The organism is Nostoc sp. LPT, assembly GCF_017115165.1.
Classification (GTDB): Bacteria; Cyanobacteriota; Cyanobacteriia; order Cyanobacteriales; family Nostocaceae; genus Nostoc.
On sequence record NZ_JABXKF010000031.1, the window covers coordinates 74431 to 100473 of the forward strand.

General features: G+C 41.6%; 30 protein-coding genes. 16 read left to right on the top strand and 14 right to left on the bottom strand.

Going from position 1 to position 26043, the window contains the following annotated elements; all coding sequences use genetic code 11:
* Positions 1 to 183 precede the first annotated feature (183 nt).
* Positions 184 to 462 carry a hypothetical protein gene (locus HWQ58_RS06605; RefSeq protein ID WP_292859448.1) on the top strand — a complete coding sequence of 93 codons (279 nt, stop codon included), beginning with the start codon at positions 184 to 186 and terminating at the stop codon, positions 460 to 462.
* Between the two features lie 621 nt (positions 463 to 1083).
* Here HWQ58_RS06605 and HWQ58_RS06610 read toward each other — a convergent pair.
* From HWQ58_RS06610 to HWQ58_RS06620, 3 genes are all read right to left on the bottom strand, one after another.
* The gene (locus tag HWQ58_RS06610; RefSeq protein WP_292859367.1) at positions 1084 to 2847 is read right to left on the bottom strand and encodes a tetratricopeptide repeat protein; all 1764 of its coding nucleotides are present in this window, start codon (positions 2845 to 2847) and stop codon (positions 1084 to 1086) included.
* Complete coding sequence (locus tag HWQ58_RS06615) at positions 2837 to 4129, bottom strand: ATP-binding protein (protein ID WP_292859369.1); 1293 nt, start codon at positions 4127 to 4129, stop codon at positions 2837 to 2839. Before HWQ58_RS06615 ends, HWQ58_RS06610 begins: the two co-directional genes overlap by 11 nt.
* Positions 4130 to 4815: 686 nt before the next feature.
* Entirely contained in the window at positions 4816 to 5127 is a 312-nt protein-coding gene (locus HWQ58_RS06620; RefSeq protein ID WP_292859372.1) for a hypothetical protein, read from the bottom strand.
* 177 nt (positions 5128 to 5304) lie between these two features.
* Between HWQ58_RS06620 and HWQ58_RS06625 the strand changes: the two genes are divergently transcribed.
* Positions 5305 to 5673, top strand: coding sequence for a hypothetical protein (locus HWQ58_RS06625; protein WP_292859374.1), 369 nt, complete (start codon positions 5305 to 5307; stop codon positions 5671 to 5673).
* Between the two features lie 108 nt (positions 5674 to 5781).
* A complete protein-coding gene (locus HWQ58_RS06630; protein ID WP_292859377.1) occupies positions 5782 to 6345 on the top strand; it encodes a Uma2 family endonuclease in 564 nt (187 codons plus the stop codon).
* 200 nt (positions 6346 to 6545) lie between these two features.
* Here the strand turns inward: HWQ58_RS06630 and HWQ58_RS06635 are convergent, their stop codons facing one another.
* Positions 6546 to 7043 carry a DUF3368 domain-containing protein gene (locus HWQ58_RS06635; protein WP_292859380.1) on the bottom strand — a complete coding sequence of 166 codons (498 nt, stop codon included), beginning with the start codon at positions 7041 to 7043 and terminating at the stop codon, positions 6546 to 6548.
* A complete protein-coding gene (locus HWQ58_RS06640; RefSeq protein WP_292859383.1) occupies positions 7012 to 7266 on the bottom strand; it encodes a UPF0175 family protein in 255 nt (84 codons plus the stop codon). Before HWQ58_RS06640 ends, HWQ58_RS06635 begins: the two co-directional genes overlap by 32 nt.
* A gap of 95 nt (positions 7267 to 7361) precedes the next feature.
* Between HWQ58_RS06640 and HWQ58_RS06645 the strand changes: the two genes are divergently transcribed.
* Complete coding sequence (locus tag HWQ58_RS06645) at positions 7362 to 7574, top strand: hypothetical protein (RefSeq protein ID WP_292859386.1); 213 nt, start codon at positions 7362 to 7364, stop codon at positions 7572 to 7574.
* 693 nt (positions 7575 to 8267) lie between these two features.
* Here HWQ58_RS06645 and HWQ58_RS06650 read toward each other — a convergent pair.
* Positions 8268 to 10235 carry an SUMF1/EgtB/PvdO family nonheme iron enzyme gene (locus HWQ58_RS06650; protein WP_292859389.1) on the bottom strand — a complete coding sequence of 656 codons (1968 nt, stop codon included), beginning with the start codon at positions 10233 to 10235 and terminating at the stop codon, positions 8268 to 8270.
* Position 10236: 1 nt separating this feature from the next.
* Positions 10237 to 10632, bottom strand: a complete 396-nt coding sequence (locus tag HWQ58_RS06655) for a hypothetical protein (RefSeq protein WP_292859392.1) — start codon at positions 10630 to 10632, stop codon at positions 10237 to 10239.
* Between the two features lie 223 nt (positions 10633 to 10855).
* On the opposite strand from HWQ58_RS06655, the gene HWQ58_RS06660 reads away from it, so the two are divergent.
* Positions 10856 to 11728, top strand: a complete 873-nt coding sequence (locus HWQ58_RS06660; RefSeq protein WP_292859451.1) for an Rpn family recombination-promoting nuclease/putative transposase — start codon at positions 10856 to 10858, stop codon at positions 11726 to 11728.
* A gap of 107 nt (positions 11729 to 11835) precedes the next feature.
* On the opposite strand, the gene HWQ58_RS06665 is transcribed toward HWQ58_RS06660, so the two are convergent.
* From HWQ58_RS06665 to ndhC, 3 genes are read right to left on the bottom strand one after another with little or no spacing between them, the layout of a single operon-like run.
* Positions 11836 to 12396 carry an NAD(P)H-quinone oxidoreductase subunit J gene (locus tag HWQ58_RS06665; RefSeq protein WP_292859395.1) on the bottom strand — a complete coding sequence of 187 codons (561 nt, stop codon included), beginning with the start codon at positions 12394 to 12396 and terminating at the stop codon, positions 11836 to 11838.
* Positions 12389 to 13126, bottom strand: coding sequence for a photosynthetic/respiratory NAD(P)H-quinone oxidoreductase subunit K (gene ndhK / locus HWQ58_RS06670; protein WP_292859398.1), 738 nt, complete (start codon positions 13124 to 13126; stop codon positions 12389 to 12391). Before ndhK ends, HWQ58_RS06665 begins: the two co-directional genes overlap by 8 nt.
* Positions 13117 to 13479: a photosynthetic/respiratory NAD(P)H-quinone oxidoreductase subunit C gene (ndhC, locus tag HWQ58_RS06675; protein WP_094333328.1), complete on the bottom strand. Its 363-nt coding sequence runs from the start codon at positions 13477 to 13479 to the stop codon at positions 13117 to 13119. Before ndhC ends, ndhK begins: the two co-directional genes overlap by 10 nt.
* Positions 13480 to 13829: 350 nt before the next feature.
* Between ndhC and HWQ58_RS06680 the strand changes: the two genes are divergently transcribed.
* From HWQ58_RS06680 to HWQ58_RS06705, 6 genes are all read left to right on the top strand, one after another.
* Positions 13830 to 14165 carry a rubredoxin gene (locus tag HWQ58_RS06680; RefSeq protein WP_292859401.1) on the top strand — a complete coding sequence of 112 codons (336 nt, stop codon included), beginning with the start codon at positions 13830 to 13832 and terminating at the stop codon, positions 14163 to 14165.
* 141 nt (positions 14166 to 14306) lie between these two features.
* The gene (locus tag HWQ58_RS06685; RefSeq protein WP_292859404.1) at positions 14307 to 15326 is read left to right on the top strand and encodes a photosynthesis system II assembly factor Ycf48; all 1020 of its coding nucleotides are present in this window, start codon (positions 14307 to 14309) and stop codon (positions 15324 to 15326) included.
* A gap of 172 nt (positions 15327 to 15498) precedes the next feature.
* Positions 15499 to 15747 (top strand): cytochrome b559 subunit alpha, encoded by a 249-nt coding sequence (psbE, locus tag HWQ58_RS06690; protein WP_094348030.1) that lies wholly within the window; start codon positions 15499 to 15501, stop codon positions 15745 to 15747.
* 9 nt (positions 15748 to 15756) lie between these two features.
* Complete coding sequence (gene psbF / locus HWQ58_RS06695; RefSeq protein ID WP_012411801.1) at positions 15757 to 15894, top strand: cytochrome b559 subunit beta; 138 nt, start codon at positions 15757 to 15759, stop codon at positions 15892 to 15894.
* Positions 15895 to 15902: 8 nt separating this feature from the next.
* Positions 15903 to 16025 (top strand): photosystem II reaction center protein L, encoded by a 123-nt coding sequence (locus tag HWQ58_RS06700; RefSeq protein ID WP_104908255.1) that lies wholly within the window; start codon positions 15903 to 15905, stop codon positions 16023 to 16025.
* 70 nt (positions 16026 to 16095) lie between these two features.
* Complete coding sequence (locus HWQ58_RS06705; RefSeq protein ID WP_012411803.1) at positions 16096 to 16215, top strand: photosystem II reaction center protein J; 120 nt, start codon at positions 16096 to 16098, stop codon at positions 16213 to 16215.
* Between the two features lie 184 nt (positions 16216 to 16399).
* On the opposite strand, the gene psaI is transcribed toward HWQ58_RS06705, so the two are convergent.
* Positions 16400 to 16549, bottom strand: coding sequence for a photosystem I reaction center subunit VIII (gene psaI / locus HWQ58_RS06710; RefSeq protein WP_292859409.1), 150 nt, complete (start codon positions 16547 to 16549; stop codon positions 16400 to 16402).
* A gap of 242 nt (positions 16550 to 16791) precedes the next feature.
* A complete protein-coding gene (locus HWQ58_RS06715) occupies positions 16792 to 20214 on the bottom strand; it encodes a hypothetical protein (RefSeq protein ID WP_292859412.1) in 3423 nt (1140 codons plus the stop codon).
* Between the two features lie 603 nt (positions 20215 to 20817).
* Here HWQ58_RS06715 and HWQ58_RS06720 point away from each other — a divergent pair.
* Complete coding sequence (locus tag HWQ58_RS06720; RefSeq protein ID WP_292859415.1) at positions 20818 to 21015, top strand: hypothetical protein; 198 nt, start codon at positions 20818 to 20820, stop codon at positions 21013 to 21015.
* Positions 21016 to 21096: 81 nt separating this feature from the next.
* On the top strand, positions 21097 to 21573 hold the full coding sequence (locus HWQ58_RS06725) for a Tic20 family protein (protein ID WP_194042159.1): 477 nt from the start codon (positions 21097 to 21099) through the stop codon (positions 21571 to 21573).
* 3 nt (positions 21574 to 21576) lie between these two features.
* Here HWQ58_RS06725 and HWQ58_RS06730 read toward each other — a convergent pair whose 3' ends face one another.
* Entirely contained in the window at positions 21577 to 22350 is a 774-nt protein-coding gene (locus tag HWQ58_RS06730; protein WP_292859418.1) for a fumarylacetoacetate hydrolase family protein, read from the bottom strand.
* Positions 22351 to 22727: 377 nt separating this feature from the next.
* Between HWQ58_RS06730 and rpsF the strand changes: the two genes are divergently transcribed.
* Complete coding sequence (rpsF, locus tag HWQ58_RS06735; protein WP_292859421.1) at positions 22728 to 23090, top strand: 30S ribosomal protein S6; 363 nt, start codon at positions 22728 to 22730, stop codon at positions 23088 to 23090.
* A gap of 228 nt (positions 23091 to 23318) precedes the next feature.
* Positions 23319 to 23879 carry an Npun_F5560 family protein gene (locus HWQ58_RS06740; protein ID WP_292859424.1) on the top strand — a complete coding sequence of 187 codons (561 nt, stop codon included), beginning with the start codon at positions 23319 to 23321 and terminating at the stop codon, positions 23877 to 23879.
* Between the two features lie 607 nt (positions 23880 to 24486).
* Here HWQ58_RS06740 and HWQ58_RS06745 read toward each other — a convergent pair.
* Positions 24487 to 24840, bottom strand: a complete 354-nt coding sequence (locus tag HWQ58_RS06745; RefSeq protein WP_292859427.1) for an STAS domain-containing protein — start codon at positions 24838 to 24840, stop codon at positions 24487 to 24489.
* Between the two features lie 474 nt (positions 24841 to 25314).
* On the opposite strand from HWQ58_RS06745, the gene HWQ58_RS06750 reads away from it, so the two are divergent.
* Positions 25315 to 25944, top strand: coding sequence for a DedA family protein (locus HWQ58_RS06750; RefSeq protein WP_292859430.1), 630 nt, complete (start codon positions 25315 to 25317; stop codon positions 25942 to 25944).
* Positions 25945 to 26043 lie beyond the last annotated feature (99 nt).

Below are 26043 nucleotides of genomic sequence, written 5' to 3' on the forward strand. Positions count from 1 at the left end.
ATTGACAAGTATAATTTTATACATTACAATAAAAATATGATAAAAGCGATTGCCAAATTCCGCAAAGAAGACAGCCATCGCTCTTATCTAAACCCCAAGATCGATAAAGGCGATCGCCTCATCCCGCAAAGAAGTGTGCGATCGCCCTTATCTAAACCCCAAAATCGGAGTATGAATACAATAATGGCACAATTGAAAAATTCCGCCCAGTCAAAATTAGAACAATATCTGCGTGGCGACGATTCCAGTCCACCCATCCGCAATCAATCGCCTGAGAGTTCATTTCCCAAGAAAGAACGGATAAAGCATCTACTCATTGGTTCTGCCAAAGCCGTTACTAGCACAATCCACTATTTACAGGTAATTGGCTACGCCAGTGTTGGCGACTGGAGTCCACTGCAACCAACCGATAACCCAGATGAGGTTATGAGCATTTTAATCCGTCAAATTCTCATCCAATAACCCAGATGTAGAGCTGACTTTTCACGTTATGTAGAAAAGTCCACCAAAAACCTAACCCCCTAACCCCCTTCCCGACGCGGGAAGGGGGAAAATTCAAAGTCTCTCTCCTTTTAGGAGAGAGATTTAGAGAGAGGTTTTCCAGATGCCGTGAAAAGTCAGAGATGTAGAGACGTTGCATTGCAACGTCTCTAAAATTGTTGATTTCTATTAAAAAACCTAAAATTTAAGTAATTTAGAGCATTGCGGAAGCTGCTAAAGACTATACCAAACACGCAAACGTGAAAGCAGAAGTTGCTACAGACTGCGCGGAACAGGCAAATGTGAAAGCAGACACTATCTGAATATATTTAATTTTGCATGACTATTTAATATCATGTCCGCTTGATTACTTACTAAACCCCAAGAACCCCACCCCGCCAAAGCTGCGCTTTGTCTCCCCTCCCCGCAAGCGGGGAGGGGTTGGGGGTGGGGTGCAATGACTGTGGGAATCATAACTAATTATGCGGACATGATATAACAGGCGATCGCTACCCAACTAAAAATCAAATGATTCTAGCGACTGTCTTAAAACTCAATCCTTCTACTCTGCACCTGTGCGCCTCTGCATGAGATTTTCTGACTTTAATTCTCCCGTATTGCTACACTAAGTTTTTCTAAATTTTCCCGCACAGCCACACAACGAAGATGCTCAACACCCCTGACTCGTTCGCAAATATCTAAAGCTTGCAAATAAAGCGGTTCTGCTTCACTGTAACGTCCAGTTGCACGATAAATTTCTGCCAGATTATTCAGACTTTCGGCAACATTGGGATGATTTTCTCCCAATAGGTGCTTATCAAGTTCTAAAGCTCTTATACATAAGGGTTCCGCTTCATTGTAACGCTCCTGCTCTCTGTACATATAACCCAAAGCATAGATAGTATCTGCTAATAGCGGATGCGCTTTTTGTAATACACGCTGCTTGAGTTCCAATGATTCCAAAAACAAAGATTCCGCTTCACTGTAACGTCCTTGAGCGCGGTATATTAAACCTAAATTGTGCAAATCTGTTGCAACATCTGGATTTTCTTCTCCCAAAAATCGCTTATCTAGTTCTATTGCTTGTTGCGATAACGGTTCAGCTTCAGTGTAACGTCCTTGATGATAATAAAGTAGGGCTAAATTATTCAGTATCAGAGCAAAAGAAAGATGATTTTCACCCAGCAGACGTTTTTCAAGTTCTAATGATTGCAAATATAAAGGTTCTGCTTCGTCATAACGTCCTTGTTCATCATATAGTAATGCCAAATTGTTCAGACTGGCAGCAACATCGGCATGGTGTTCTCCCAATAGACGCTTCCTCAGTTCTAAAGCTTCTTGATATAGAAGTTCTGCTTTACTATATTGTCCAGTAGATTTGTAGAGTCCTGCCAAATTATTCAGGCTAGTGGCAAAAGCAGGATGATTTTCTCCTAACAGGCGTTTGCTTAGTTCTAAAGCTTGTTTATATAAAGGTTCAGCTTCGCTGTAGTGTCCCGTTGCACGATATATTCCTGCCAAATTGTTGAGGCTAGTAGCTAAATCTATCTGCAAACCTAATTCATTTTGTAGCTCACTCGCCTGACGCCAATATTTAATTGCTAATTCTTGTTCTTCTTGATAATTTTGAGATTCACCCCGATTTAATCTGCTGTGGTAAATATCGCCCAATCTTGAGTATAACGTAGCCAAGGTGGGGTCTTTAGTTCCCCGTTCTTGTTCTACCTTCTCAATTAACCTTTGTAAATCTTGAATGGGTAAGAAAAAGTGATTAGTTTCATTAGTATCTGTGCTGGCTAATTCTGTATCTCGAAAAACAAAGCGTATAGGTTCTAATTCTTCACCAGGAATAGCATTTGTCTTTTGAGATTCAAACCGAAATACACCGTTGCGCCAACTCCAAAAATCAGGAGCTTTTTTAATTAGGTTGACTAAAATTTGGTTAGTTACCCAAAGCACGATCGCAAATGGAAATTCGCGCAATCCTTCCCTTGTCCACTGTAAGTAACCAAAAAATTTCTCTTGTTCCGATTGCTCATTTCCCAACCTGAGAAAATACAATTGTTCAGCACCCGTCACAGTGATTATTGCCGGATTCTGCTGACGAAGATATTCTTCTTGTTGTACAAGTTGATTAAGGGCAGCTTTTAGGCTTGGTTCCTGACGTGCTAAAGTTACTCGATATGCACCGAAGGCGGATTGTAGTTCGGCTTCATATTGAGCAATAATCTGATCGCGAAAGCTAGCATCATCGCAAACTGCAATCAGTAAATTTAATCCCCGCTTTTGAGCTTCAATAGAAACAATTAAATCATCATACGCATCTTGATTTTCTCCTTCATCATCAAATAATTGTTCACTTAACATTAATTGCTCCCTGCCTTCTCAAGCTTTCGATAATAATTGGATGAACATCGTACCAAGTTTCATCAGTGCGATATTCTAGAACATACAGCCCATGTAGCAAATCCAAAAATTCTGCTTGTTTGGGGTCATTGGGCATAAACTGTTCATAAACACTCTGCAAAATATCTGTATCAGCTTTTCCTAAACGTATAGAAAAATCATTGCGGATTTTATTGATTGCTTGAAGGAGAATTTTATCATCAATGATAACTTCGGCTGTGGGATTTCGCCGGATCATTCGCAAACAGATGCGGCAACATTCCTTAGAAATCCGAATTAACTCTCGCAATACGCCACCACTGTAAATCACAATTTTTTCAGCCGTTTCTGCTACGATTAATTCACTGGGAATCCGCTTTTCTAAAACTTCACCGAGAATGTTTGTTGCTTCCGGGCGAGGTTCAGCGTTAGGGAAGCGATTTTTACCTTTATCAAATATTTTTAATACAGGCATTGCCACAACTTGATCGTTGGTTTCAGTGGCAATTATTGTGCTAATAAATGTTTCTCGAAGAACTGCGATCGGGATAGTGTAAATAATTTGAAAGTTAGGTTGACAGAGAGCTTTAATATTATCTCGATAAATTTCGTTAACTCTGCCTAAGTCAAGTTTATCTAAATCATCAATAATTACTAAAACGTTTTGTTTAGTTGCAGCTTGAATTAGAGCAGCAATTTCATTAATTCTGGCAACTAAATCTGATAACTTGCGTTCAAACTCTTGCTTAATTTCATCCCGAACGCTAGCATCAGCTTTTAATTTAGAGCTAATCAATTTTAAAAGGTCAAAACCGATACTAGCTTCTGCTTGTAAATTTAATTCTTCAGTGCGAGTGCGGGTAGCGAACCACTTATAAAGAGCTTCTTTAGTAGATTGCGGAATATCAACTTTGCGTGCTTCTGCCTCGGTCATTAAATTAACTGCGATCGCAAACAGTATATTAATATGATTAACAGCCGACATTTCAATTTTGTCAGCAATAGAAAAGAGAACTACAAAATATTTATCTTGAATTTGTCGGCTAAATTCAGCTAACAAAGTAGACTTACCACATCCTCGATGTCCTGTAAAGACAATTTTGCCATCTCCATTAGGACTATCCTCTACTAATTGGTTCAGGTCTGCAATCAAATCATCACCATATTCGACTCGAAATCTTTCCATTTCGTTCCGTTCCATCAACGGAAACAGTTCGAGATTGCTGTATGCTTCTTGAAAGGAGTTTAATAAGTCTTGAGACATTGGATAGTGCTGTAAACATGCTAACTATTCATATAATGGCTCATGATTTTTAAAGCACAAGTTAAGGTAATGTCTAGGATAGAGTATGCCTACATAACTTCTCAAATTCCGTTAATAAATAACTACTAAGTGAGTAGTATGTTATGTCTTAAAAAGAGATGCCCTAATCCCCAAATTTCAACCTATCAATAAGTAACAGAGGTCAATAATTAATAAGACTGAATGATAGATTATACATTCGATAATTTAAACTGAATGATAGATTATACAGATAACATCCTAAAAGCTACTTAACACATAAATAAAATAAAATTTTCAGTTATAAAAATAAATTTTTAGTGTGCTTCGTCTCATCTCCCTCTAGCCGATGCGATGGTAGCTGTTGTTACTATTGGTTTACTAGGCGGGTATTTCACTTTTGCAAATATACTTACTACCACAAGACGGAAGTCATGCATTCAAAAGTCAAAAGTCAAAAAGCTTAGAAGACAGGCTTTTGAACGATTTGAAATAGTTGCTTTATTTACGCCGTGCTGTTTTACCCCACCCTAACCCTCCCCGTATGTATTGGGGAGGGAACTGGATTTCTTGTTTCTCCCCTTTCCAAGTTCTTGGGAATCAACTAAATCATCAATATTATTGGGAGGGAACTGGATTTCTTGTTTCCCCCCAATCCATCGGGGGGATTAAGGGGGGTAATTCGACTGTGTGTACACCGTAGCCCCGAAAGGTCGAGAAACTTTGATTCTTGCTCCCCTTCCCTTGCAGGGAAGGGGCTGGGGGTTAGGTTTGAAAGTTTGAACAACTTTCATCAAACCAGCTTTTGCGACTTCAAAACTAGCTTTTGCGACTTCAAAACCAGCTTTTGCAACTTCAAAACCAGCTTTTGCGACTTTAAAACTAGCTTTTGCAACTTCAAAACCAGCTTTTGCGACTTGTAAACTTGCTTTTGCAACTTCAAAACCAGCTTTTGCGACTTGTAAACTTGCTTTTCTCAACGAATTTCAGCAAATATACCTGCATCTATCTAGTTGGCTAATGCCATCCAATGCTTTTATAATTCTGTAACTTCACTGTGGCTGGTGCATCTGCTTATTGCGTATTTTGATGATATATAAATAACTCAGTGTGTAAGATCGGGGTTATTTATAAATTAATCCAAACAGGAAAACTATATGACGCAACGGAAACGAAACTCCATCGCACTGACCAAAGCTGAACGACGCATTGAAGGAATGCAGACAATTAACCCTGAGTTAGACTTTAGTAATGGGTTTTCAATTGCTACTTACAACACTAAAGTAATTGAATTACGAGAAAAGCTAGCCGCTTATAATCAAGCACAAACAATAGTAGATAAGACACACAATGCATTAATAGAAACAGAACGAGAGTTGAATACTTATTCTGAGCAAATGCTGTTAAATGTTGCATCTCGCTATGGCAAAAATAGTGATGAGTATGAGATGGCTGGTGGAACACGCAGGTCAGACCGCAAGAAACCACGCCCAGTAGTAAACCAAACAGTGATATCAGTGAAGTAATTGTTTGGACTCGCTGCTTCTTTAGATAAGGGTGCGTTGACCTTTGTGACAACGCACCATTAAAATTAATATAAAGCTAATCAAACTCTTTTTTACAATAAAGCCCTAATGCTACAAACCCCATCTAAATCGATAACTTTAGATGAGTTTCTCAAGCTACCAGAAACAGAACCTGCTAGCGAATATATTGATGGGCGAATCATCCAGAAACCAAAGCCACAGGGTAAGCACAGCACAATTCAAACCGAGTTTTCTACTACTGTCAATGTAATTCTTAAACCTCAACAGATTGCACGAGCATTTTCAGAATTACGTTGCACATTTGATGGACGCTCAATAATTCCAGATGTGTCTGTGTTTACTTGGGGTAGAATTCCCCGCGACGAAAAAGGCGAGGTTGCTAATACCTTTTTAATAGCTCCTGACTGGACAATTAAGATTCTCTCACCTGACCAAAGTCAAACAAAAGTCACCAAAAATATTTTGCGTTGCCTCAATTTTGGCACTCAAATGGGTTGGTTAATTGACCCAAATGAGCAAACAGTGTTTGTTTATCTTTCCAAGCAGCAACCACAAGTATTTGATGAACCACAGCAAAAACTTCCTGTTCCATCTTTTGCTAATGAGTTAAATCTGAGCGTGGCGTCTGTTTTTGGCTGGTTATTAGAGTAATATTGTGACAGATTTGGTCGTGATGTTTGATGGCGATCGCATTCCTCACTAGGATGCATAGGAAAACGTCCTAGTACCGCAAGGCGAAAGTCAAAAGTCAAAAGTCAAAAGTATTATGGAATAAGCTCTTTAGGGATTTTAAATGGTTGCTCTATTTACGCCGTGGCGTACTAGCTTGTCGCTGCTACAATTTTTTTATTCTACTGTGTTAGAATTTGTACCAATAACTCTGGTGCAATCCGAAACCCCGCTTTACTTATCAATTCATCAATCACAGGCTGCAACGATTCCAGTTCACCCGATTGTTTTGCACGTAGCAAAACCCCCAAAATTCCTGTTACTTTTAATCCCAGAGATTTAGCAACTTTTCTGCCTTCGCGTTCATCCAGAAGTGTCAAATCTGCCTTAAGTTCAACCGCAAGAGCGATCGCTTCAGATTCTCCTTTGTCCAATGTTTGCTTTAAGAGTTGTACAAGTGGTTCATTAGTCACCTCTCGACTTTGAATCCATCCGGCTGAAATCGCCTCACGAATTGCTTGAGAACCAGGTCGCTGTTCACTAATTTTCAACTCATTTAGTACAGCAATTGGAATCAGAATCTCATCAAATTGCTGGTGCAAAAGGATAAGACGATCAATAATTGCCAAATTTAGAATCGGTGAAGTATTACTCACCACGGGCATAAGCCAAGTCATCATCTAATTCTTCAAAACCATAATGCCGCACTACTTGACGACGAGCAAGCAATTGTCCGAATTCATATTTATCCATCTCAGCAAGTTCTCGTGCTTTACCAAAAGGGAGAATTTCTTGTGTGTACAGAGCGATCGCCAATTCTCGACGTAGTTCTTGTTCAATACGCTGCTCTGGTAAACGAAGAGCTTGCAAAATAGAGTCAGATATCTCAATCTGTAATCCCATTATCTTTAGAATGATTAATAGTTTATCTGTTATTGCGATCGTACATTGAATGCACCCGAACTAAACTTGGTTATAGTTGGGGATTGGAGGTTCTTGTGATTGAGCCAGACTTTAGCAGCATGAGCAAAACCGAGTTAAGAGCCTTTGTCATTGCTCACGCCGACAACAAAGCAGCGTTTCGTGCTTTTGTTGACCGCTTTACATCTGAAGCGTCTCCAGAGACTTTTGACATCCCAAAATCAAATGCTGAGATTGAAGAAGTTGAAATTTTGATTAAACAAAAATTAGAACAATTAAAAATGAGCTAGTACCGCAAGGCGGAAGTCAAAAGTCAAAAGAATTGTATTCCAAGCTCTTGCGCCATTTGAAATGGTGAGGCAGTCCGGTCTTGGGGGTTCCCCCCATGAGGAACTGCTGTTAGCGCAGCGTTAGCGAGCCTGCGAGCGTCACCCGAAGGGGTATGTTTATTTGCGCCATGTTGTACTAGATTTTAGAAGTTTCTTTTAAATGTCGCAGAATTAATTGAGTCGAACAACTGTTCGGTTTTGCAACCTACCAAGCTATCCTACTCGATTTGATTTTCGGAGGTTGTCGCCTTCCTCGCTGGTTCAGGTCTGGACTCGCTGATGTACGCTCGATAAATCCCCACTTATCAACTCTGACTTTGGGGAGTAATCACGCCACAGCCACCGCCACCACGCGAAAACCAACATTGTTATTACGATTCGCGCGCGCGTTCCTATTGCGATTGGCAGAACGGCAATTCCTGGCATTGTTGATCCAACTACCGCCACCCAGCAGCTAAAATCGACCTGCCCCATGCTCAAATTCTCAAACTAAGTGAGAAATTTGATTAAATGTAATGTATAATAGTTTTGATATCAATACACCAATTTTAGAAAAAATTTTTTTGATCCGCCTGTGGCGGCGAGGCAAAAAGAAGGGAAAAGAAAAAAAAGTGCAGAGGGCAAAAGGGGAAGAGTGTAAAGAGCAAGGAATCCTCATCCCACAGCCACCGCCACCACGCGAAAACCAATATTGCTGTCACGATTCGCGCGCGCGTACTCATCGCGATTGGCAGAACGGCAACCCCTGGCACCGTCGATCCAACTACCGCCACGCACCACCTTTTCGTCATTCTTTTTACCAGTCAGCCACGCACTACCATCTTTTGGCGCGTCTATGTAATTATTATACACATCTTCACACCATTCCCATACATTACCATGCATATCGTATAAATCGAAAGAGTTAGGCGGAAATTTTCCTACATCTATTGTTTGTTTACGATATTCGCCCTTTGGTGCAGAAGCATAAGGATAGTTACCGTTGTAGTTAACTAAATCTGTGGTTATCGTTTCACCAAAATAAAACGGTGTAGTTGTTCCTGCACGACAAGCATATTCCCATTCAGCTTCACTGGGTAGCCTATAGGTTTTTCCTGTCTTCTGACTCAACTTTTTACAAAACTCTACCGCCTCATCCCAAGTAACTTGTTCTATAGGTCGTTTCTCACCTTTGAAGTTAGAAGGATTACTGCTCATAATTGCTTGATACTGTGCCTGGGTAACTGCATATTTCCCCATGAAGAACCCAGGCACTTTTACCTGATGCTGTGGACTTTCATCTTTATCTCTCCCTGCTTCTCCTTCCGGCGAACCCATCATAAAGGTTCCCCCTCGTATCTGCACCATTTCCAGGGTGATACCATTTCCTAAGTTTTCAATGAAATATTTCGCTTCACGATTGCTACGGTTGGTGATGTTTCCCTTTGCATCCACCGTGACAACTTCAAATTGAAAGCTTTTTAGGCTAATTGCTTCAGTCGTGTGGGAGGTGCTGCTTTCTCCTGAGTTAGGTAATATTAGGTTTGATGGCGAAGAAGGTGTTGAAGATGTTGGAGTTGTAAATGTTGAAAATTGTCCCGCACCAGAAGCCTGAGTATTATTAATCGGGGATGGCTTAGAAGATGGAATTTGAGGAGGTTTACTTATAGGTGTATTTGTAACTGACTTAGATGCTTGTGGAATTGTTTGCTGAGGTAAATCAGGATTTGCAGAATTATTTCGCAACCGGTCAATTCTTTGTAAACTTCCCACCGCCTCGATGATATCTTGCCCTGAAGGCGCAGCTAAATACCGAATCCATAATTGCTCTGCTAAATTTAAATCCCTATTTACTTCTGCTTGGTAAGCATGATTTTTTAAGGTGGTGATATCCGGTAGAGTTGCATATCGTGGCATAAGTATTAGGTGATATTTATTCACAGGTTCAGCAATCACATAAGGCGTTTGCTCTGTATTCTTATACTGGCGAACCAGTTCAGGTACACGAAACTTAAGATATTGATCTAAGCGTTCAACGGTGGCGCATTTACCTTCAATTCCTAATCCTTCTAGTAGTGCAGTAGTAAAAGCACCTTTTTCTAAAGCATTAATTTCATAAGAATACTCCTGTGGGCTACAGGAAAATATGCTGATAACTCCTTGTTGACGTGCTTTTTCTGCGGTTTCTCGCCCAATTCCTTCACCTGTTTTTTCGCCTTCATTGCGACAAGCGTCCAGAATTAGGACAACATTATCAGCACCACAGCGACGCAAACGTTCAGTCACAAAGTTAATAGGAATCGCTGTTTCAATATCTCCTAGCTTGCCATCACTAGGCATGAGATAATCACGTTCAGCATGGCGTATTCCATGACCACTGAAGAAAAACCAAAAATTATCACCTGCACCCATGAAGGGTTTGTTAAATAACTCCAGCAACACTTCCCGTAAGTTAGCACGGTTGGGACAAGTCGATTTACCGCCAACATCAGGGGAGTCATCGGAGAAGAAGAAAATCTGCTCAAATCCGGCTTCATTGCCCAGAAACTCTTGCATCAACTGTGCATCCCGCTTGGCATAGTTTAGCGGTTGCAGAGAATCATACTGGTTAATTCCGATCGCGATCGCCCAATTTTTTGCCATCTCACTGTGATTCTTGACGCTTGAACTTCAGCTTAATCGCTCCTTTGCTCCCAGCTTTGACACCACTGCCAATTAATTTAACTTCTCCTTCGGCACTAATTTCCACCGACAGCTCAATTTCATCTAGCTGCATCCTGGAGTTGATTTTTGCTTGCTGTTCAGCTTGACTAAACAAACTTCCGACTACTTTGAGAAAGTGAGTCATATTTTGCTCTAATTTTTGAGGGCTAACTTGAACGGCATCTCCTACCCCTTTGCTACCAGTGCTTTCCCTGATAGCTTCGTCTCCCCAACCGCGTGTATTCGTACTGCCGCCTTTAGCACCATCAGGAATCGATATTTGAGGGGTATCATCCGTCACAATCCAAATGCGATCGTCTTGGGGTGTTTCTGACATATTACTTTAAATATTTACATTAAATCTTCCCACATTATAGATACAACGGTAGAGAGAGCGATTCCGATTACTAAGAAATTTCACTGAGCATCTTAGACATCGCACTCAAATTATCTCAGATTAGGTGCGATCGCTTTCTCTAAGTAGTCCAATCAAAAATCTAAATATCTGTAATCCAGTCTTAAGTACAATTATTTGATAACTTTCAGTGCGTTTACAACCCATGATCAAACCCGCCGATGTCAGCACCAAACGCTTAATCAGCCTTGCACCTGATAACTGGGTAAAATGGGTAACGCAAATCCCTGATATTGTTGCTGGCGAAATTCTCAACTCAGAATTTCAGTGGATAAGTCGAGAAAGTGATGTTTTAATCCGTGTTGAAAGCCCCCAGTATGGAAAATTTCTCGTTCTTAACGAATTACAACTACGCTATAAACCAGAAATGCCCCGCAGGATGCGTGCTTATGCAGCACTTGCAGAAGAAAAATATAATTTGCCAACGTATCCAGTACTAATTAATATCCTCAAGGCAAGTGATGCTGAAATACCGACAAGTTATGCATTAAATATAGCTGGTTTACGTGCTATTCAAGATTACCGTGTCATTAATCTGTGGGAAGTTGATGTAAACATTGCCTTTGCACAACCATTACCATCACTACTTCCATTTGTACCCATTCTCAAAGGAGGTGATAACGAGTCTACAATTCGAGATGCATTGCGAATATTACGTGCAGATGAACAATTGAATCAACTAGAAACAGTATTAGGATTTTTTGCTACCTTTGTATTAGATAGTGCAATAGTTCAACAAATTCTGAGGTGGGATATGGCACTTTTAGAGCAGTCGCCTTGGTATCAAGAAATTTTTAGCAAAGGGGAAGAACGCGGAGAACTGCGAGGAAGAAAGGAGGAATTATATTCAGGGATTGAATTGGCATTAGAAATTAAGTTTGGCAATCAAGGTTTAGAATTGATGCCGATAATCTCTCAAATTACAGATTTCCAGAAATTAAAAGCAATTCAACAGGCAATTAAAACTGTAAATACAGTCAATGAATTACAGCAAATTTTGTCAACCAACTTGACATGAAACACCAAAAACATAACCCCTCTCCGCCACCGGAAAGGGGTTAATCACTGCCGAAACTCAGCACTAAATTGTACAGACGCGATTCATCACGCTCTATTCAGCAATCTCTAATAAGCATCTTGCAACTCGTAGAAATCAGGCGAGATGTAATCCTTCCGCAAAGGCCAACCCACCCAATCTTCCGGCATCAAAAGCCGCTTGAGATTTGGGTGTCCTTCGTAGATAATGCCGAACATATCGTAAGACTCGCGCTCTTGCCAATCTGCGGTCTTCCAAATCCAGTATACAGAAGGCACTACGGGATTTTCCCGTGGTAAGAACACTTTCACTCGGACTTCTTCGGGGCGATCGCTATTATCACCCACTTTAATCAAGTGATACATACTCACTAATTCTTGTCCTGGGCCAAGGTCAATACCACCTTGACACTGGAGATAATTAAACCCATAAGCATAAAGGGCTGTAGCAGTAGGAAGCAAGAAATCTGCCGCCACCTTAATTATCTCTACACCATTCTTATCTGGTGCTAAAAACTCATGGTCAAAGCCATTTTCCGTTAACCACTGGGAAACTTTACCCGCTTGTACCAATGACTCTTCTTTGGCTGCTGGTACTGGTTTAGACTCTTCTTCGTCTGCTGGTACTGGTTTAGATTCTTCTTCAGGCACGGGTTTGTTCCTCCTTTTGCGCCTTTTCTGTCAGCAGTGCAGGTGGTATTGGCATACCGATCGCTTCCGCCAATTCCTTCGGTGGCACAGAGCGAGTTGCTGACTGCAAATACTTACCAGTTAAGATTTCCTCTACTGGCTTCAAATTATGAGTCGTGCTGTAGTAGCGGTGGGTTTGCTTAATTTTACCCCGCTCTTGCATCGACTCATTGGCGATTTTCTTCCGCAGCTTAATGATTGCGTCGATAATTGCTTCTGGACGGGGAGGACAACCAGGTAAGTACACATCCACAGGAATCAGTTTATCGACTCCGCGCACTGCTGTGGGAGAATCAACGCTGAACATCCCGCCAGTAATTGTGCAAGCTCCCATCGCAATTACATACTTCGGCTCTGGCATTTGTTCGTAAAGACGCACCAGTTGGGGAGCCATCTTCATCGTAATAGTCCCTGCCGTAATAATTAAATCGGCTTGGCGGGGGCTAGAACGGGGAATTAGCCCAAAACGGTCAAAGTCAAATCGGGAACCAATTAAAGCTGCAAACTCAATAAAGCAGCAAGCAGTACCAAATAACAACGGCCACAAACTAGAAAGCCGCGCCCAGTCGTAGAGATCGTCAACCGTCGTCAAAATGACGTTTTCTGAAAGGTCTTGAGTGATTGTAGTCCGTTCAATGGGGTTGATGATTCGTTCTTTGCCCTGGGTTGTTAAGTTAGAATTCAAGACCATTCCAAAGCTCCTTTACGCCATGCGTAAACTAAAGCGACTACAAGAATTGCAATAAAGACTAGCGCTTCAATAAATGCTAATAGCCCCAAACGGTGAAAAGCTACCGCCCAAGGATACAAGAATACAGTCTCCACATCAAAGACGACGAAGACCAGAGCAAACATGTAGTAGCGGATGTTGAACTGAATCCAGGCTCCCCCGATGGGTTCCATACCAGATTCATAAGTAGTGCGACGTTCTGGGCTGTAACCACTGGGTCGTAGAAGCTTGGAAGCTGAGAGCGCTAAGGCAGGTACTAGGCTACAGATGATGAAGAAGCCTAGAAGGTACTCGTAACCGCTGAGGACAAACACAATGAGTATCTACCGCTTATGGAGTATTTTAAGTAGGGAGTGGGAAGATGAGGGGAATGAGGGAGATGAGGGAAATGAGGTAGATGAGCAAGACAAGGGGAAATTATTGAATAAATCTCTCCCTTGTCTCCCCCCTCTTCCTTGTCTCCCTTGTCTCTTCTCCATGCCCCATACCCAATCCCTTAACTGCGTAACTTTCTTTTACATTATATCTGTTTGGTTTTTCTGAAATCTGGGAAACAGACGCACTTCAGGTATTTGATTCGCTTTTGCTAGTGATAGAAAAGTCTAACAATTATGTCATAATTTTTAACGTATATTTAAGATTTCTTCTCTGCGAGGCCTTAGCCATGAGCGAACCAGCTGTTGAGACTACGGTGTTAGACCGCTACGAGTGTCGCGCCTGCGGTTATGTTTACGAACCCGAAAAGGGAGACGACAAGGATGATATTCCTTCAGGGACAACCTTTGCAGAACTGCCCATGAATTGGCGCTGTCCAGTTTGTAGTGCTAAAAAGACCGCTTTTGCCAACATCGGCCCTGCGGGTACTGCATCCGGCTTCAAAGAAAATCTCGGTTACGGTTTGGGTGTCAACAACCTAACGCCAACCCAAAAGAATATCCTAATTTTTGGTGCTTTGGCTCTTGGTTTCTTGTTTTTTATTAGTCTCTACGGCTTACAATGACAGCCCTTAAGCAATTCTAAATAACGCTCTCTACGAGAGGTTTTACACTGCGTTAACAAAATTCAAAATGAAAAATCCTGGATTTTCCAGCATCCTGGCTGCCAACTCCGACAAAAATTTAGAAATAACTAAGAAATACTGATGCATTCAATTGTGAAAGGTTGGCAACGAATATTTGCCTTGTTAATAGTAGTCGTGATCTGCATAGGTTGTAGCCAAGTTCCCTCTGTTAGCTACAACCCTTGGAAAGTCATTTCTGTGCCAACAGACTCGAATTTATTGGATATTGCTTTTACTAATAACCTTGAGCATGGCTACTTAGTAGGTAGCAATGCCACCCTATTGGAAACTAATGACGGTGGTAATACCTGGAAACCAATAATACTGCAACTGGATGAGCAAAAGTATCGCTTTGACTCAGTAAGTTTTGCAGGTAAAGAAGGCTGGATTGCCGGAGAGCCTGGACTGTTACTACACACTAGCGATGAAGGTGCTTCTTGGTCGCGTATTCCCCTGAGCGAAAAGCTACCAGGTAGCCCGATCGCAGTTAAAGCGCTAGCAGACAATACAGCTGAAATGGCTACTAATGTTGGAGCCATATATAAGACCACAGACGGCGGCAAAAACTGGAAAGCCCAAGTGGAATCAGCAGTGGGTGTGGTACGTAACTTAGACCGTTCTGCTGATGGTAAATATGTTGCAGTTTCGGCTAAGGGTAGTTTCTACTCAACTTGGGAACCAGGGCAAGATGCTTGGGTACCCCATAACCGCAATAGTTCTCGGCGGGTAGAAAACATGGGCTTTGGTGAAAATGGGCAATTGTGGTTGCTAGCTAGAGGAGGTCAAGTTCAGTTTAGTGACGAAACTAAACCTGACGAGTGGCAAAAGGCACAATATCCAGAATTATCCACCAGTTGGGGTTTACTGGATTTGGCATATCGCACACCCAATGAAATTTGGTTAGGTGGCGGTAGCGGTAATTTGCTACGCAGTGCCGACGGTGGCAAAACCTGGGAAAAAGACCGTGAGGTAGAAGAAGTTGCGGCTAATTTATACAAGATTGTGTTCTTAGAGCCAGAGCGGGGATTTATAATTGGCGATCGCGGCGTTTTGCTCAAATATCTACCAAATCCTGAAACAACTTCCTCAGAAGCAGCTTAGTGAGTAATAGGTAGAGGGAGTGGGGAAGATGAGGAAGATGAATTAATAACTAATGCCCAATGCCCAATGCCCCATACCTAATTTCTGAGAAGAACGTTGCAACTTGTAACTCTTTCTTAACTTTGTAGGATAATAAACTCAATAACACTCTATGTATAAGGTAGGGATCTAAATGTCAGGTACCACTGGAGAACGTCCGTTTTCGGACATCATTACCAGCGTTCGTTACTGGGTAATTCACAGCATCACCATCCCAGCATTGTTTATTGCTGGTTGGCTATTTGTCAGCACCGGGCTGGCTTATGATGCTTTTGGCACACCCCGCCCCAACGAGTATTTCACACCAGCGCGGCAGGAAGTGCCGATTGTGAAGAACCGTTTTGAAGCTAAAAAACAAGTTGAAGAATTTATTGGAAAGTAGTTTGAGATCATGACTAGCGGAAATAACATCAATCAACCAGTTACCTATCCAATTTTTACCGTTAGATGGCTGGCAGTACACACCTTAGGTGTACCAACTGTATTCTTTTTGGGCGCGATCGCCGCAATGCAATTTATTCATCGTTAGGAGCAATTATGGCAGAAAGATCCCCCAATCCCAATAATCAGCCGGTTGAACTAAACCGGACTTCGCTATACCTGGGATTACTAATGATTTTCGTTCTGGGTATTCTGTTTTCTAGTTACTTCTTTAACTAATTAGAAGTACTGTTGTTAATCTTTGTTTATTGAACGTGTGTTGATTTGTTGTTAAGGGAGGAGAGAAGCTGTGTCTGGAAGTGGGAGAATTCCCCTGTGGGTCGTCGCTACGATCGCAGGTTTAGGTATAATTACAGTCTTGGGCATTTTCTTTTATGGTGCCTACGCCGGACTCGGTTCTTCGATTTAACATGAGTTAGTTTGAACCGAACACTATAAGTTAGAATTTTCTAGCATTTGTTGAGAAATCAACGTTAAAAAAACCGCCTGTCTCTATGAGATGGGCGGTATTAATTTTGGTCATTAGTCATTTGTCCTTTGTCATTTGTTTTTTACAAATGACTAATGACTAATGACTAATGACTACATCAGTATCAGTTGATATCACTGATGTCATCGCTTTCAAGGTATAAAAACAGAGACGCGAAGACCACACCTGGCAAAACCCAACCAATTATGGGAATGAAGATAGCAGACAAGTACGAAGTACTAGCCAAGACAGTAGGCAAAAAAGAAGCTGCCATAGTAAAGGTTCCTATTAAATGACACTACAATTCAAAATGAGCTTACTGCAAATTCTGCCAAATTTTTGAAATTATTTCATATTTTTAACACAGGGGAGCAGGGGGAGCAGGGGGAAATAAGGGAGATGAGGGGGAATTATTGAATAAATCTCTCCCTTATTTCCCCCCTCTTCCTTGTCTAACTTGTCTCTTCTCCATGCCCAATGCCCAACTCCCAATGCTTAATGCCCCTCATACCTGAGTTACATACCCAAGAGTTCATCTAGCTGCAAGTCTGGCAAGTCTGGAGGAATTACAGTTCGGACTATTGTGACTTTGTGACTCTCCTGTTGGGTTGTAAGATCGAGTGCGATCGCTTCTAAGCGAATTTCCAAACAGCCAAAAGGAATGTTTAATTGTGTCATCACTTCCAACCCTCCCGATGCATTAGGAAGTAAATTTGTCAATAAATGAGGGCCATCTAGTAAGTAGCGAGTTTGATAATCTTCAAGCCATAACTTGACAACAACTTGCAGAGGTACTTCCGGCAGGACTACGCGCACTATGACAGACTTGCCAGCAATTAATTCGCCTTCTGATACATACAAATGTGGAGTTGGCAAAGGCTCAGTGGCTGCCGCAATTATAGGTAAGGAAGAAGATGAATATAACAGTGGTTGCTCCTTTTCTTCAAAGGTGTAACTTTCCCTTGCATGGCCTTCCATTTCGGTATCTGTATCTTCTACAACGATTTCTTGCCCCAACCAAGCTGACGCTATATTTATTTTTATCGGAGGAGGAGGGGGCGGTACTTGTGTTAACACCGATGAGATTGTTGGTTCTTCTAGTACTTTTTCTATTTCCGTATTTTCTCCAATCCCCAGTTCCACTTCCCGCGCTGTGTCTATATCTTCCCCAAAGTTCCCCAGTTCAGGAGCTAACCCTTCGACTTTTTCCCATATCTCTTCTCCCTTGCGCGTTTCAGTTAGCAGAAGTTGTAAACTGCTCCAACCTTCGCTCAGATTATTCTCCGTGTTGGCATCTAGGTCTAACGGCAATTTAACATCAGTATTCGCATTTTCTGCACTAGGAGAAAGGGGTATCTGCTGTGCTGGAACATAGTTATTGTAATCTTGAGGTTGCAGATCGTCGATAGATTCAGGCAAAGAGTATCCTTGGCTCTGCATCCACTTCTTGAGCAGAGGAGATGAGTAAAGGTTTCCTGTTGTATTGAATTGTGCATTTTGCGCGGCTACTATTTCAGCAACAGATTCTTCCTGGAATTGTGAATTTTGCGCGGCTACTATTTCAGCAACAGATTCTTCTTGAAATTGTGCATTTTGCGGGGCTATTACTTCAGCAACAGATTCTTCCTGAAATTGTGCCTCACCTACTAATAATTCAGGTATATTTTCATCTTCAGCCACAGTTGCGTCCAACTTTGGCAAGTCTTCAGCCGCTTTAACTTCCAATGCATCTGGAGGAACATTATTTTCTACTTTTTCTTCGGCATCATCTGGCAAAGCTTGTAGCCGTTTCAAGTATGGCAAAGTAGTCTCGATTATTGGCATACGACGTTGCTTGATGACCAACTGCTCCAAGTTGATGGTGGCTATAGTAGTATCCTTTTCTACAAGCTCCTCCGGTGTCTGTGGTTCTGCAACAACATCTGTGGGAATGTTGGCATCACTTTGAATAGGGGGCAGTTTCGGTAATTGAGGCAACGAAATCCTTGAATTCTTGAGCTTAGATGTCCGTAGGTTAGCTTCTCGCAGAACTTGCAAGTTAATTTGCGGTGGTAGGGGTGTGTTTGGGGATGGATTAACTATCTGAGACAGGTCTGTTTTTGGAGTCTTGACCAGATTTAATAGTTTCAAATCGAGCTTAACAGGTGTCTTTGGTTCTGTGAGAGCAGTAGATGAGTCCGATGGTGTTATGGGGTCATTTAAAGATGTACTGGATTTTGCTGGGGCTGTGATTGCCAGTAATTCTGTTACATCTGCTGTAATGGTGAAGGACTGGCTGGCTAACGGCATGACTTCACCAGCATCGGCGAATCTACCATACAAACTGATATCTGCCAAAATTAGCTTAGATTCACAATCAGCAGGAATATCAATTGAGGTATTGATTGTAAAGGGTAACTCCTTATCTGATAAGGGTTGCCGTACTTTAGTCAAGATTTTCGAGTTCTTGGGCGATCGCAGTTCAATTTCTAGTTCAAGCGCCCGTAAGCTTTTTGAAGATAATGTTTCACCCCAATCTATATTTGTCTTTTCTTGGAATTCTATGTACCCGTTGATTATAAGAGCTTGTCCCCAACGAGCAATGAAATTATCCTGACTTAAAGTTAGCAGTAATGGTGGCGGTAGTTGTGTTGCCAAAGAATCTGTAACTTTGTCGTCTTTGGGCAGGAGTTCAGAGGCAGGTAAAGCTAAATCTATTAAATTTTGTAAAATCTGCTCTGCCGTCTCTCCTTTGAGCCACACAGGACTTACAGGCTGATCGATAACTATATCTTCATCTTCTTCCGTTTTCTCTAATACAACAGTGATATCAAGGTTTCTGTCTGTAGTTGCTAGTTCTTCAGAAACAGCGATCGCTTTCTCTAGCTCAATTACAGTTTCTGGTGGGGCATTAGATTCCAAGTTCCCTTCATCTGGTGCAACAGTGGGAACAAGGCTGCTATTTGTAGTAATTGCCAGTTCTTCGGAAACTGTGATCGCTTTATCTAGCTCAATTACAGTTTCTGTTGGGGCGTTAGATTCCAAGTTCCCTTCATCTGGTGCAACAGTGGGAACAAGGCTGCTATTTGTAGTAATTGCCAGTTCTTCGGAAACTGCGATCGCTTTCTCTAGCTCAATTACAGATTCTGTTAGGGCATTAGATTCCAAGTTCCCTTCATCTGGTGCAACAGTGGTAACAAGGTTGCTATCTGTAGTAATTGCCAGTTCTTCGGAAACTGCGATCGCTTTCTCTAGCTCAATTACAGATTCTGTTAGGGCATTAGATTCCAAGTTCCCTTCATCTGGTGCAACAGTGGTAACAAGGTTGCTATCTGTAGTAATTGCCAGTTCTTCGGAAACTGCGATCGCTTTCTCTAGCTCAATTACAGATTCTGTTAGGGCATTAGATTCCAAGTTCCCTTCATCTGGTGCAACAGTGGTAACAAGGTTGCTATCTGTAGTAATTGCCAGTTCTTCGGAAACTGCGATCGCTTTCTCTAGCTCAATTACAGATTCTGTTGGGGCATTAGATTCCAAGTTTTCAGAAACAGTATCTAGGCGATCGTCGGGTGAACTTGATTCTAAATTTTTCCTCGGCTCTCTCTCTGCTAACAGTGAGAAGACTTGCACTTGCACACTGTATTGCCAAGATTTACCGAGCAGATCCGACATCAAATCGCCAGAACACCGCAACTCCCAAACTCCCGGTTGGAAGTAGGTAAAAGGAATTATCGGCATTAAGCCTTCTGAATTAGTGCGACGCGATCGCTTGAAAATTCGCCGCGTTGGTTGAACTTCCTCAGTTGAAGAGTGAGTTACCCGCACTTCCACATCTGTATTCTGAAGGTTAGAACGAGCCAAAACTCTATACTGCCCTTCCAAAATTTCCAAATTTGGCGATTCTAGGATATGCCACGAGCGAGCGCCTTGTTTCTGTATCAGAAATTGCCAGTGTTCCATTGTAAGTGATGCCCAGACCGACGAGCCGCTGAGTAATATTGTGGATTAACTTGCTTGCAAGTTTACCTCAGTATTTTAGAAATGCCTCACTTAAATGGCTATCAAGTTAACTCAGTTTTACTGACTTGGCTTCTCACACTTTAACTACTCACCTCAAGGGAATTTCAATAAGTCGCCGTGTTGCTTGTGCGTAAAGCTTTTGTTGTTTTCTGAATATTAAGTTTGACACCTCTTAGTGCTAAATTAACAAGAATCCAATGAATACCTTTAGTTGTCTTTGCTCAACTTAATACCAAAACTTTTGTATTATTTTTTACTAAAATTCCCACTTTGCAATAGACACAACGTACAATAAATTAAAATTCACTTGAGAATTGTTATTGAATCGTAATTGCCCAGATTTTTGCTACAAAGAGGTAGGATGTGGTTCTTAAGTGTCCTCTGTGATCGCCCAAGTTAGGCGCAAAGCGAGATCGCAAATCACAACACTTAACCACACAAAACCCATCCAATCTATCTGAAGTGGCTCTTTGAACCGCTACAAAACACGTCTTACCTTAAGTGAAATGTGGGTTGACAATAAGGATTTACAGGAGGGATTCGATGCTAGTCATTTTAATGGACGAGCAAATCCTTGCCCCTGAGCAAGTTTGCCAGTCTTGTTTACTCGCTGACGGGAGCGGTCAACCCCGTTGGCGTGGGGGTCAACTGCGCTGTGGTCAAGCCATTCGCAAACTTACTCAACAGCAGCCAGACCAATATGAATGTATGATGGGCTTTCGCATCGCCAATATAGAATAGTTGAATTTCTCAGCAAGACCAAGCAACTGCGTTATCCTAAGCTCAAGTAACTATTAAAATTTAACGACAGGAGAACGCATAATGTCTTGGCGCGGGTCTACAACAGTTTCAGATCGGATTTTTGCTTCCTTGCCTTATTTGCTTCCTCTAATTGAAGTTTTTGTATTTGGTAGATATTTGCTCTCAGAGTTTCCACCATTACAACTACTGTTTCTACCGCTTCTGCCATTGTTGAGAATTTACTATGGCGTGCGTTATGCAGGAATGATTATTTTCTTTGCTTTATTTTTGCTGGTAGTAAGAAACGAAAAAATTAGTCACTTTATTCGTTTCAACACCATGCAAGCAATCCTTTTGGACATCATTATCTTTTTGTTTAGCATCCTAACTGATGTTGTGGGACTAGTTCCCTCCGGTGGTTTTGCCATCCAAACCCTATCCACCACCATTTTTATCGGCATAGTGGGAGTAGTCGCATATTCAGTCATCCAGTCTGTGAGCGGACGTTATGCAGAAATTCCAGCGATTTCCGATGCAGTGTATATGCAAGTGCGTTAGAAGTTAACGGGTCGCTACGGTGTTTTCCAGGCGACCGATACCTTCAATTTCTACGCGGACGCGATCGCCTGGATGCAAAGCACTTACACCCTCCGGCGTACCTGTGAGCACCAAATCACCAGGTAGTAGCGTCATCACCTGACTGATATAGGAAACTAAAACATCGGGGGAAAACACCATCCGATCGATACAGGTAGATTGAACTGGATTAGCGTCGTCATTGACAAAAGTCTGCAATCTCGCTCCTGGATTTAATTCCCGTACAATCCAAGGGCCCAAGGGACAGAAAGTATCAAAACCTTTGGCTCGCGTCCATTGACCATCCTGTTTTTGTAAATCCCGCGCTGTTACGTCATTGGCAATGGTGTAGCCCCAAATTTTAGTTTGGGCTACCTCTGGCGTACATTCAAAGGCGTAATCGCCAATCACTAGAGCTAACTCTCCTTCATAGTCAACTCTATGTGACTGGGGAGGATACTTAATTTCTCTTTCAGAAGGAATGATCGACGTAGGTGGCTTAAGAAAGATTAATGGCTCAGAAGGTACTGGAGTTCCCATTTCGGCTGCATGATCTGCATAATTCTTACCCACCGCCACAATTTTTGAGGGAGCGCAGGGAGCCAGAATTTGGTAATTTTCTGGTGTCAAAGTTAAATCAGTGGGTTGTCCTTGTAACCAGGGTGGAGCATCTAGCACCTGCACATTCAGGGATAGCTGTAGTAACCCATAGTAAATTTGTCCTTCTGGATTTTGAATTCGCACGTAGCGCTGCGCCATAACCTTGATGAATATCCTTTTTTCTGCTTTTTAGTTGCTGTGAGCAGGTAGCAATCGTCAGTTTGCTGTTTAGCAAACCGATTGAGCCTTAAGCAAAAAAGCGATCGCTATAAGATGCCCTTAAAGAAAGATACCCCTTAGCGAACCTGATAGCTCGATCTTGTGAAAGAAATATCAGGGTTTCCTCCCAACCTAGTTTTCATTAGGGACATCCAAAAAATCCTAACTTCGGCGATTTGGCTAATGATTCAAATTGAAAACTGGTAAGATTATAGTTCCTTGTTGCTTCAGATGTTGATTAATACTGGCATTTTAAATAAAAGTTAAGTATAAATTAATACTAGCAGCCACTTTTGTCCATGAGGAAACTGAAAAATATGACTACAAATTACGAAACAATGTACATTCTCCGTCCTGACTTGGGAGAGGAACAGGTAGAGCAAGCAGTTACTAAATATCAGAATTTGCTTCGCGATCAAGGTGCCCAGGAGATCCAAATTCAAAATCGTGGTAAGCGCCGTCTGGCTTACGAAATCAAAAAACACCGGGATGGCATTTACATCCAGTTAAACTACAGCGCGCCTGCAACTGCGATCGCCCCCTTTGAACGCGCCATGCGCTTGAGTGAAGAAGTGATTCGCTATTTGACAATTAAGCAGGACATTGAAGAAGAAAAACCCCCGAAAGAGGAAAAGGAAAAGCCCACTAAAGTAGCTGCACCTGCACCTGCAACAGTGTAGGGAGATGAGGGAGATGAGGGAGCAGGGGGAAAATTCCTCTCATCTGCACCCTTCCCCATGATCCAATGCCCCATGCCCAATTCCCAATCCCCATTCAATAAAATTTTGTCTTTTTCTTTTTTCGTGACTTGTTTGGGAATGCTAAATTAACAAATACTTGCCAAAGGTAGTACTCCCGCAGTTATACCTAAGAGTGGACAAGATTCTGAATGGGAGCTTTAAGCTACTGTGAACCAATCTGATACACCTAATATTCAAGTTCTCTCGACGGAAGTATCGCAGCTACGCCAGGAGTTGCAACTTCGCGATCAATTAGTGCAACAACTATCTCAAGAACTCTTCCGGCTGGTAAAGGGTAACACTAGTTTTATGCCCCAGCAGCCGGAAGTTGAGCGCGATCTGACCCAGTTACACGCTTTACAAGAACAACTTCAAGCTGTGGAACAGCAGGTGGCGTTCTACCAAGAGCAAATTACAACTCGTGACTCTGAAATTTACCAATTGCGACAGTCAGTTCAAGAACTTACCGATCGCACTCGGATGTTAGAGCAAGTAGTACAAGAGTTGCCTCAAATTTACCGTCGGAAGTTTGAAGAGCGGATGACGCCAGTCAGAGAAAAGGTAGCAATGCTACAACGAGAAAACCGCCAGCTGCAAGCAGAACTGCAAAGTGTGAGTTACCGTTTAGCACTAAAAACTCGCAATGCTAGTCATAGCGGTATTGATTTACCAAATTTTTCCCGCCCAGCATCCCAACAAACTAATATTTCGACTCCCCAGAATGCCTAAATTTACCATTATGGTGGAATCTAAGAGGTAAGAAATTGATGCATCAAAGCATCTTGGAGGCATCCAAGTAATAGATCGAGGCAAAAATAACCATAGAGTTAGAAATAACGGAAAAGCTGATATTCTAACCTTTCTTACGGACTTCCAGAAAATAAATTATCCAATTTACTCAGATAATATTTTTCTTTCTCCCCAAGCTTTGAGCTCCCTGCCCCCTGCCTACACAGCGATAGGATATTTTTATTAGTTGGAAGTCCCTTACCTCCTGCTTCCTTTCACTAGTTACGCCGGATATAAAACAATTAGCTTAGAGTAATTTGAAAAAGCCTGTCTTTAAAAGGCTGGGGAGTGTCACAAACAGTTGCATTTGCTTTGACCAATTTTGGTCATTTCTAAACTTTAGTACTTTAGGTAGATGACTTACAATAAGCAGATTCATTCATCTGTAATTTCTACTACCTAGCTCAAAGCCACGAGTTTCACTCAACATTCTTCTCTAGACAAGAAAGAAAATCAGCCTGCTAGCACCAGACTGTTATCTTAAGAGAATGTGAAAAGATGCAAATATTGCTTGACTCCGCCATCCTTCTTTAGGTAGATTTATTAGTTAGTCTGCTAGCATCAGACTGTTATCTTTGACGTTGGTAAAAATATCTTGGTAAGTGTGAAAAATTTCAAACACTGTATCAAGTTGGGTAAGTTCCAAAATCAACCGTACAGGAGCTTGTACGTTGCATAGAACCAAGCGGCAACCACTCTGACGTGCAGCTTTTAACCCTTTTACTAAAGGAACTAACCCAGAGCTGTCCATGAAGTTAACTTCTGCTAGGTCGATAACCCAAAGTTGATAAGCTTGAGGGACTACTCCAGCCATCTGTTCGCTCAAAGCCTTACCGCCTTCCAAATCTATGCTTCCTTGGGGTTTAAACAAAATCACTTGAAGTTCTTGTGTGAAAGCCATGAATTTAACAGGGTAATTGGAACACTTGACAAAAAATTGAAAAAGACATAAACACTTCTTCTCTTTCAACAGTGAAATGACTCTTTTACCCAGATATTTGGGCAATTGCAGTCCTACAGTTGAGAGAGATTATTTCAGTATTCATGTCGTATAATTTGTGATAACTTTCATCAATATAGGCATAAGCGCCTAACAATTTCGGTATCAACCGTATCTTTTACAAGATTTTCACAATTTCAACGGATATTTATAAATTTTCTCCAAAATTTTTCATCTTTTTTCAATAAATTATGAATATATGGTATATATTACAAAAATATTCAAAAGTTAACAGTTACTATAGACTAGAAGCTATGGATTATTCAGTATTAAACTAATGACATAATGACTCTATGTATTAGTTTGATTGACACCCCACCCAAAAAAAAGCAAAGATATAGTAAAAGTAAAAATTTGTAAAGACGGCGGTGCGGAATGTCTTTAGAGCTGATTTCACTAGAAAATATCCAGAAAGTTGCTCATAATTACGGGTATTGGGCAATTTTTTTCGGAATTTTGCTAGAAAATTTAGGCATTCCCCTTCCTGGTGAAACCGTGACCTTAGTGGGCGGGTTTTTAGCTGGCAGCGATGAACTAAATTTCTGGCTGGTTCTCGGTGACGCAATCATGGGTGCTGTCATTGGTGGTATTTGTGGCTATTGGATTGGTAGAGTTAGCGGTTGGGCTTTTCTGGTAAAAGTTGGCAGCATATTTCGGATTTCTGAAGTGCGGCTGCTGAGTATTAAAGATCAATTTAGTCAAAATGCTGCTAAAGGAGTGTTTTTTGGGCGTTTTTTGGCATTGTTACGAGTTTTTGCTGCACCACTAGCTGGTATAGCTGAAATGCCCTTTGGAAAATTCTTTTTATACAACTTGTTAGGAGCAGTTGCTTGGGCTAGCTTGATGGTGACATTAGCTTTTTTTGCTGGCAAAATAGTCTCTTTAGAACAATTGGTTGCTTGGGTGGGTCAATTTGCGATCGCAGCGTTATTAATCCTCGCTGCCTTAATTTTTGTGCCCCTGTGGCTGGAGTCTCGCCAGGTTAAAGGTGCAGCAGAAGAGTAAGTCAAGCATAAATTAAGTGAGGAGTGAGGAGTGAGGAGTGAGGAGTAAAGTAAAAAGTGAATTTTTTAACTTTTACTTTTGTATTTTGCTTTTTTAACT

Bases quoted from the DNA above. Each gene is read 5' to 3' on its own strand.
- ndhK (WP_292859398.1), bottom strand. From the start codon at position 13,126: ATGGTCTTGAATTCTAACTTAACAACCCAGGGCAAAGAACGAATCATC.
- HWQ58_RS06685 (WP_292859404.1), top strand. From the start codon at position 14,307: ATGCATTCAATTGTGAAAGGTTGGCAACGAATATTTGCCTTGTTAATA.
- HWQ58_RS06625 (WP_292859374.1), top strand. From the start codon at position 5,305: ATGACGCAACGGAAACGAAACTCCATCGCACTGACCAAAGCTGAACGA.
- HWQ58_RS06655 (WP_292859392.1), bottom strand. From the start codon at position 10,632: ATGTCAGAAACACCCCAAGACGATCGCATTTGGATTGTGACGGATGAT.
- HWQ58_RS06635 (WP_292859380.1), bottom strand. From the start codon at position 7,043: ATGATGACTTGGCTTATGCCCGTGGTGAGTAATACTTCACCGATTCTA.
- HWQ58_RS06630 (WP_292859377.1), top strand. From the start codon at position 5,782: ATGCTACAAACCCCATCTAAATCGATAACTTTAGATGAGTTTCTCAAG.
- psbF (WP_012411801.1), top strand. From the start codon at position 15,757: ATGACTAGCGGAAATAACATCAATCAACCAGTTACCTATCCAATTTTT.
- HWQ58_RS06715 (WP_292859412.1), bottom strand. From the start codon at position 20,214: ATGGAACACTGGCAATTTCTGATACAGAAACAAGGCGCTCGCTCGTGG.
- HWQ58_RS06650 (WP_292859389.1), bottom strand. From the start codon at position 10,235: ATGGCAAAAAATTGGGCGATCGCGATCGGAATTAACCAGTATGATTCT.
- HWQ58_RS06725 (WP_194042159.1), top strand. From the start codon at position 21,097: ATGTCTTGGCGCGGGTCTACAACAGTTTCAGATCGGATTTTTGCTTCC.
- HWQ58_RS06680 (WP_292859401.1), top strand. From the start codon at position 13,830: ATGAGCGAACCAGCTGTTGAGACTACGGTGTTAGACCGCTACGAGTGT.
- psbE (WP_094348030.1), top strand. From the start codon at position 15,499: ATGTCAGGTACCACTGGAGAACGTCCGTTTTCGGACATCATTACCAGC.
- HWQ58_RS06750 (WP_292859430.1), top strand. From the start codon at position 25,315: ATGTCTTTAGAGCTGATTTCACTAGAAAATATCCAGAAAGTTGCTCAT.
- HWQ58_RS06615 (WP_292859369.1), bottom strand. From the start codon at position 4,129: ATGTCTCAAGACTTATTAAACTCCTTTCAAGAAGCATACAGCAATCTC.
- HWQ58_RS06640 (WP_292859383.1), bottom strand. From the start codon at position 7,266: ATGGGATTACAGATTGAGATATCTGACTCTATTTTGCAAGCTCTTCGT.
- rpsF (WP_292859421.1), top strand. From the start codon at position 22,728: ATGACTACAAATTACGAAACAATGTACATTCTCCGTCCTGACTTGGGA.
- HWQ58_RS06660 (WP_292859451.1), top strand. From the start codon at position 10,856: ATGATCAAACCCGCCGATGTCAGCACCAAACGCTTAATCAGCCTTGCA.
- HWQ58_RS06605 (WP_292859448.1), top strand. From the start codon at position 184: ATGGCACAATTGAAAAATTCCGCCCAGTCAAAATTAGAACAATATCTG.
- HWQ58_RS06730 (WP_292859418.1), bottom strand. From the start codon at position 22,350: ATGGCGCAGCGCTACGTGCGAATTCAAAATCCAGAAGGACAAATTTAC.
- HWQ58_RS06700 (WP_104908255.1), top strand. From the start codon at position 15,903: ATGGCAGAAAGATCCCCCAATCCCAATAATCAGCCGGTTGAACTAAAC.
- HWQ58_RS06745 (WP_292859427.1), bottom strand. From the start codon at position 24,840: ATGGCTTTCACACAAGAACTTCAAGTGATTTTGTTTAAACCCCAAGGA.
- HWQ58_RS06610 (WP_292859367.1), bottom strand. From the start codon at position 2,847: ATGTTAAGTGAACAATTATTTGATGATGAAGGAGAAAATCAAGATGCG.
- psaI (WP_292859409.1), bottom strand. From the start codon at position 16,549: ATGGCAGCTTCTTTTTTGCCTACTGTCTTGGCTAGTACTTCGTACTTG.
- HWQ58_RS06720 (WP_292859415.1), top strand. From the start codon at position 20,818: ATGCTAGTCATTTTAATGGACGAGCAAATCCTTGCCCCTGAGCAAGTT.